Origin of the sequence: Idiomarina sp. UBA4206, assembly GCF_002383015.1 — a bacterium.
Lineage (GTDB): Bacteria > Pseudomonadota > Gammaproteobacteria > Enterobacterales > Alteromonadaceae > Idiomarina > Idiomarina abyssalis.
Map to the genome: position 1 here is coordinate 50664 of NZ_DFTS01000074.1, position 5796 is coordinate 56459.

7 protein-coding genes are annotated in these 5796 nt (G+C 48.8%); 5 read left to right on the top strand and 2 right to left on the bottom strand.

The window, feature by feature from the left end; genetic code table 11:
• Positions 1-163: 163 nt before the first annotated feature.
• The 4 genes from B3180_RS14890 to B3180_RS14905 all read left to right on the top strand — a co-directional run bounded on the left by B3180_RS14890 (position 164) and on the right by B3180_RS14905 (position 2703).
• Positions 164-997, top strand: coding sequence for a putative RNA methyltransferase (locus B3180_RS14890; protein ID WP_222235982.1), 834 nt, complete (start codon positions 164-166; stop codon positions 995-997).
• Between the two features lie 112 nt (positions 998-1109).
• Positions 1110-1346: a DUF4160 domain-containing protein gene (locus tag B3180_RS14895; protein ID WP_054490401.1), complete on the top strand. Its 237-nt coding sequence runs from the start codon at positions 1110-1112 to the stop codon at positions 1344-1346.
• Complete coding sequence (locus B3180_RS14900) at positions 1327-1566, top strand: DUF2442 domain-containing protein (protein ID WP_054490399.1); 240 nt, start codon at positions 1327-1329, stop codon at positions 1564-1566. Before B3180_RS14895 ends, B3180_RS14900 begins: the two co-directional genes overlap by 20 nt.
• A gap of 3 nt (positions 1567-1569) precedes the next feature.
• A complete protein-coding gene (locus B3180_RS14905) occupies positions 1570-2703 on the top strand; it encodes a GNAT family N-acetyltransferase (RefSeq protein ID WP_278358947.1) in 1134 nt (377 codons plus the stop codon).
• Here B3180_RS14905 and B3180_RS14910 read toward each other — a convergent pair.
• Complete coding sequence (locus tag B3180_RS14910) at positions 2700-4475, bottom strand: SLC13 family permease (protein WP_286845281.1); 1776 nt, start codon at positions 4473-4475, stop codon at positions 2700-2702. The two genes, B3180_RS14905 and B3180_RS14910, sit on opposite strands and share 4 nt — an antisense overlap.
• A 105-nt stretch (positions 4476-4580) precedes the next feature.
• On the opposite strand from B3180_RS14910, the gene B3180_RS14915 reads away from it, so the two are divergent.
• Complete coding sequence (locus tag B3180_RS14915) at positions 4581-5606, top strand: virginiamycin B lyase family protein (protein ID WP_199495099.1); 1026 nt, start codon at positions 4581-4583, stop codon at positions 5604-5606.
• On the opposite strand, the gene B3180_RS14920 is transcribed toward B3180_RS14915, so the two are convergent.
• The coding region (locus tag B3180_RS14920; protein WP_286845283.1) for a DUF4198 domain-containing protein at positions 5607-5796 on the bottom strand (190 nt) is incomplete at its 5' end.

A 5796-nucleotide genomic window follows, 5' to 3' on the forward strand; every position in this document is an offset into this window, starting at 1 on the left:
AAGGTCCTCAGGCTGAGAACATCCAGGCAATTTAATTTGCATGGACTAGCTTCTAGGTAAGCTAAAAATTATGAAGAGCAGCCCACGGGCTGCTTTTTTTGTGTCTGAATTTTAAGAACAAACCGCGTAGAATGATGACAGAACATGCGAACCGGAACCCAATGTGACTCAGTCGTTAACTGATTTGATCTGCCCACTTGATGGCAAGCCGCTGCGCTTAAATGAGCGAAGCTGGCGCTGTGAGGATGGCCACAGCTACGATGTGGCGAAACAGGGGTACGTGAATTTATTGCCGGTTCAGAATAAGCGCTCTAAGGATCCTGGCGACAGCAAGGCCATGGTGCAGGCGCGTCGGGAGTACCTTGAGCAGGGATACTACGAGCCTCTGGTCCGGGCTTTGGCGAACACAGTGTTGGCGGAAGGTGATCAGGCGGTGCTCGATGCGGGCTGTGGCGAAGGCTATTACTTGCGCTATTTGGTTGAACAAGCTGAGCAAAAAGGCATTGATTTACGTGTAGCGGCTTTGGATATCTCCAAATGGGCGGTACAAGCGGCGGCAAAGAAAGACAAGCGTCTGAGCTGGATGGTGGCATCGAACGTTTTTATCCCATTAGCCGACAGTAGTGTCGATACTATTTTATGCGTATTCGGATTTCCGGTAGAAGCTGAATTTAAGCGGGTTTTAAAGCCCGGAGGCCGGTTGATTATGGTGGACCCTGCCGGTAGCCATTTAAAAGAGCTGAAAGCCATTATTTATTCTGAACAGAAAAGTAAAAATGAGGCGCTGCCGATAACCGATTCCGCTTTTGAGTTGACCTCTGAGCAACAAGTAACTTTTCCGGTATCCTTGGCATCAAATCAGGCGATAAAAGATTTACTTACTATGACTCCCCACCTATACCGAAGCAGCGCTGAAGGCCGTGAGCGCATCGAAGCTCTCAGCTCATTAGAGCTGACAGCCGATGTATGGGTGCGGGTTTTTAGCTACGAAAATTAGTGCCGGATGAAATGAGCTGGCAAATGATTACGTACTTTTAGGTTATTTCATAACGTTCTATTGTTTGGTTTTTTCTAAGCTTGGTTTCTTTATAAAGCCTGGAAACTAAAGCATGCCGACAATACTAAGAATTGGTGCTTATCGCTTTTTCTTTTATAGTAATGAAAACGGTGAGCCTCCTCACATTCATGTGCAGCGAGACAACAAGCTGGCAAAATTTTGGCTTAAGCCTGTTTTGATGAGCAGTTCGATAGGCTTTTCATCGTTTGAGCTTAGGCGTATAAGCAAAATTGTCGTTCAACATAAAGAAGAGCTTCTGGAGGCCTGGGATGAATACTTTAGAGATTGATCGCCATCCTGTAGCAGTGAATGTATCCGTTACCGAAGCAACGCTTGAGGTCGAGCTAGCTGATGGACGTAAAATTTCTGCACCCATTGTCTGGTTTCCTCGTTTGGAAGCGGCCACGGAAGAGGAGCGTAAAGATTGGCATCTGCTGGGAAATGGCCAGGGAATTCACTGGCCACAATTGGATGAAGACATTAGTGTGTTGGGGCTTTTAAGCACCTAACGCATGCAAACAGTTATACACTCAACAATAACCACTATACCTAAGGCTGACTGGAGCCGGTTATTTAAGAGTGATTACCCTTTTACTTGCTATGATTTTCTGTTGGCGCTTGAGCAGGGCGGTAGTCTTGGGCCTCAGCGAGGCTGGTTGCCTCAATATGTAGCGGTGCATGATAACAGCGACACACTGATTGCCATTATGCCGTGGTTTAAAAAGATCCATTCCTATGGTGAGTATTTGTTCGACTGGGCTTTTGCTGAAGCCTACGAGCGTTATGGTTTTCAGTACTACCCCAAACTTATCAATGCTATACCTTTTACCCCGTGTCAGGGGCCTCGTCTGGCTACTGCCGAGAGCGTTAATGCTGCTGATGTTCTGCCGGTTATTGAATCGGCGTTGATGCAGGAGCACGATGTCAGCAATTTGCAGTGTTTGTACGTTGAGCCGAATGTAAGCGAGGCTCTGGCAGAACAAGGTTGGTGGCAACGCTTTGATATCCAGTTCCTCTGGCAGAACCGAGGTTATAGTTCCTTTGACGACTTTCTCGGGGCTTTGGTGTCACGCAAGCGCAAGTCTATACGCAAAGAGCGGCAAAAGGTGTCAGAGCAAAATGTCGAAATGCGAACCTTACAGGGTACCGAATTAACCGCAGATTTTTGGCATCAATTCATTGTGTTTTACCAGCGCACCTATTTAAAACGCTCAGGTCATGGCGGTTATTTAACCCCGACTACCTTCAAACTTTGGGGTCAACATTTAGCTGACCATATTGTGGTTTTTGCGGCTTACCGAAATGACGAAATGCTTGCGGCGTCATTATGCTTTAAAAGTGAAGACACGCTTTACGGGCGTTACTGGGGTTGTCAGGAAGAGCTTGAGTTTCTGCATTTTGAAGCTTGTTATTATCAGGGTATTGAATACTGCATAAACCATAACCTTAGCTACTTTGACGCTGGTGCGCAGGGCGAACATAAGCTGCATCGAGGCTTTGAGCCTGTGCTTCGTGAAGGTTTTTACCGGTTTATGCCGTCTCCTCTTAACGACGCCATTGAACAGTATTGTCGGGATGAAAGCACCGCGTTACGCGAACATCTAAAAACAATGCGAACTTACCTGCCTTATAAAGACCGCGCTTAATACAGCGGCCATACCAGCAATATCATGACCAGAGCGACGGCGGCAACAACCAGCGACAGCGGCAAGCCCAGCCGCCAGTAATCGCTGAAGTTATAGCCGCCCGGACCCATAACCAGAATGTTCGACTGGTGTCCTATTGGCGTTAAGAACGGAACTGCGGCTCCAATAGCGACGGCCATTAAAAACGGATCCATGCTGGCGCCAAAACTACTGGCCATGCTGATACCTATGGGAGCCATAAGTACCGCTGCTGCTGCATTATTGACAATGTTGGACAGCAACATGGTGACTATAAGTAGTAAGCCGACGGCCACAAATTCCGGTGACCCCTGGCTGATATAAAGTACGGCATTGGCAATGGTGTCTGCGGCGCCACTGCGTTCCAGCGCAGACCCCAGTGGTATGGTTGCGCCTAACAATACGATGATAGGCCAGTCTATAGAATGATAGAGCTCTCGCAGGGGTAGAATATTGGTTATAACCATAAGGCCTGCGGCCAGTGAAAAGGCGTAAGGAACCGAGATTAAACCAAACGCAGCCGATAAAATGGTTGCGGCAAAAATACCCAAAGGCAACATTAAACGTTTTGACGAACCAATGCGCAGGCTGCGCTGTGCCAGCGGGAAGCAGCCAAAGCGCTGAAATACGTCATCGAGGATCTCTGCGTCTCCCTGCAGTAATAAAACGTCGCCCGGCTTAAAGCGAATATTGGCCAGTGCGGTGCCCAGCTTCTGACCTTCTCGGGCGACGCCAAGCACGTTGATGCCGTAGCGGCTGCGCAGTTTAATATCGGCGGCAGAGCGTCCAATAAGCCGCGAGTCGTGTCCGACAATTCCTTCTATTACGGTAATGTCATCGGATTTTAAGAAACGGTCATCGATTTCTTCTTCGGCATTAAGCTCAAGTCCGGTGCCGTCTATAACTTGCTGAATAGTTTCCGCGTTGGCTTCAACTATTAATACGTCTTCAGACTTTAGCCGCAAATAACGAGCCGGTGCTGACCAACGCTTGTCACCGCGCTGCAGCGCAACAATAACAAAGTCGTCTTCTGTACGGTTTTCAAGTTCGTACAGAGTTTCGCCCACAAAGCTGGACCCTTCGGGCACGTACAGTTCTGTCAAATAGCTGCTTACATCGTAAAGCGATTCTGACTTTGATTTACCGGCCTTTTCCGGTACCAGCCAATGACTGAGCAACCACATGAAAAGCAAACCGGCTATAGCAATACTGAGGCCAACGGGCGTAAATTCGAAGATACCAAAGGTTTCACCCATTGCATCTCTGCGTATGTCGGCAATGATAATATTTGGCGGCGTACCCACCATTGTAATGGTGCCACCCAGTAAGGAGCCAAAAGCCATCGGCATAAGCAGTTTGGACGGGTTATTGCCGCTGCTGCGGGCTAACTGAAGTGCGACCGGGATCATTATGGCCATGGTACCGGTGTTACTGATAAACGCAGAGCAGAAAGTTGTGACGGAGGTTAGGGCTATCATCTGCACCCAACGCTTATCGCCAATGTTTTTCATGGCGGAAGCCAGTGCATCAACCACACCTGAACGCCACAGTGCCTGGCTTATAATGAGTACGGCGGCCACGGTAATGACCGCGGGGTTGCCAAAACCACTGAATACTTCTGCTGTTGGCACCAAACCAAGAATAGCTGCGGACAATAGCGCCATCATAGCTACCAGGTCATAACGCCATTTATCGATGACGAAGAGCACCAGCATAGCAACTAATATGATTCCGATAAGCCATTGATCCAGCATGTAAGATGCGCCGTTTTAGAGTTAAAGGTTGAAGATTGCACAGTGTTGGGTTTGACGCAATAGCGTCTATACTTACATACGAATCTATTTCGGGAGGCCATAACGATGAAGTACCTAAGTTTAACAAGTGCAGTAATCATTGGTCTGGCGGGAGTAAGCAGTGCGCCGGCAAAAAGTGATGATCACAAAGACAGCAGGCTGGCGAACGCAGAAATTCAGGAGTGGCAGGTTCCATGGGAGGACTCCCGTCCGCGTGACCCTTGGGTACACGACGGAACGGTTTGGTTTGTGGGTCAGGGAAGTCATTACGCCGCCACCTTTAACCCAAAAACTGAAGAATTTAAACGCTACGATTTACCCGATGGCGCTGGCCCGCACACCGTTATAGTGGATGACCGCGGTGCCTGGTACGCCGGTAATCTTATGAATCATATTGGGTTAATTGACCCTGCAACAGGTGACATCGAGAAGTTTGAGCTGCCGGGTGATGGCACTCGTGACAGTCATACCATGGACTTTACCTCCAACGATGACATTTGGTTTACGGTGCAAGGTGGTAATCAAATTGGTTTTCTGGAAACCGGCGATGGTGAGATGATGCTGTGGGACGTTCCCACGGACTCGGCCAGGCCCTATGGTTTAATCGTCGAAAATGACAAACCCTGGGCAACGCTTTTTGGCACCAATAAACTGGCGACCATAGAAAACGGCAAGCTTCAGGAAATAGAGCTGGATAGAAAAGATAACCGACCGCGCCGGCTGGGTATGACTGACGATGGCACTATTTGGTATGTCGACTACAACAAAGGGTATGTTGGCAGTTACGACCCGGTCAGTGGCGAGAATAAAGACTGGCGGGCACCCGCTGAAGAAAATTCGCGCCCTTACGGTATGGCTGTGGATAAACGTAACGACGTCTGGTTTGTAGAAACCGGTGTTCAGCCTAACCGGCTGGTGGGCTTTGATACAGAAACCCATGAGTTTTCAGAGCCGATGGAGCTGGAAAGTGGCGGCGGTACCGTTCGTCATATGTTCTATGATGAAAGCACCGACTCCATTTGGTTCGGTACCGACGCCAATACACTGGGCGTGGTTCGTTTAGAGGAACCACCCGTTGTAACAGCCGATTAATTACATCGGTAATACTTCTAGTACCGCAACATAGGAGCCCTGGCGTTTACTCGCCGGGGCTTTTCCATTGTTGTCAGTGTACTCGGCCTCTAGCCAGTACATGCCCGGCTCATTCAGAGTAAAAGTCACTTCACCTTTCTTGTCGGTTTTCAGTTTGGTGGGTTGTGACTGGTCACGGTAGCGCTCCCCG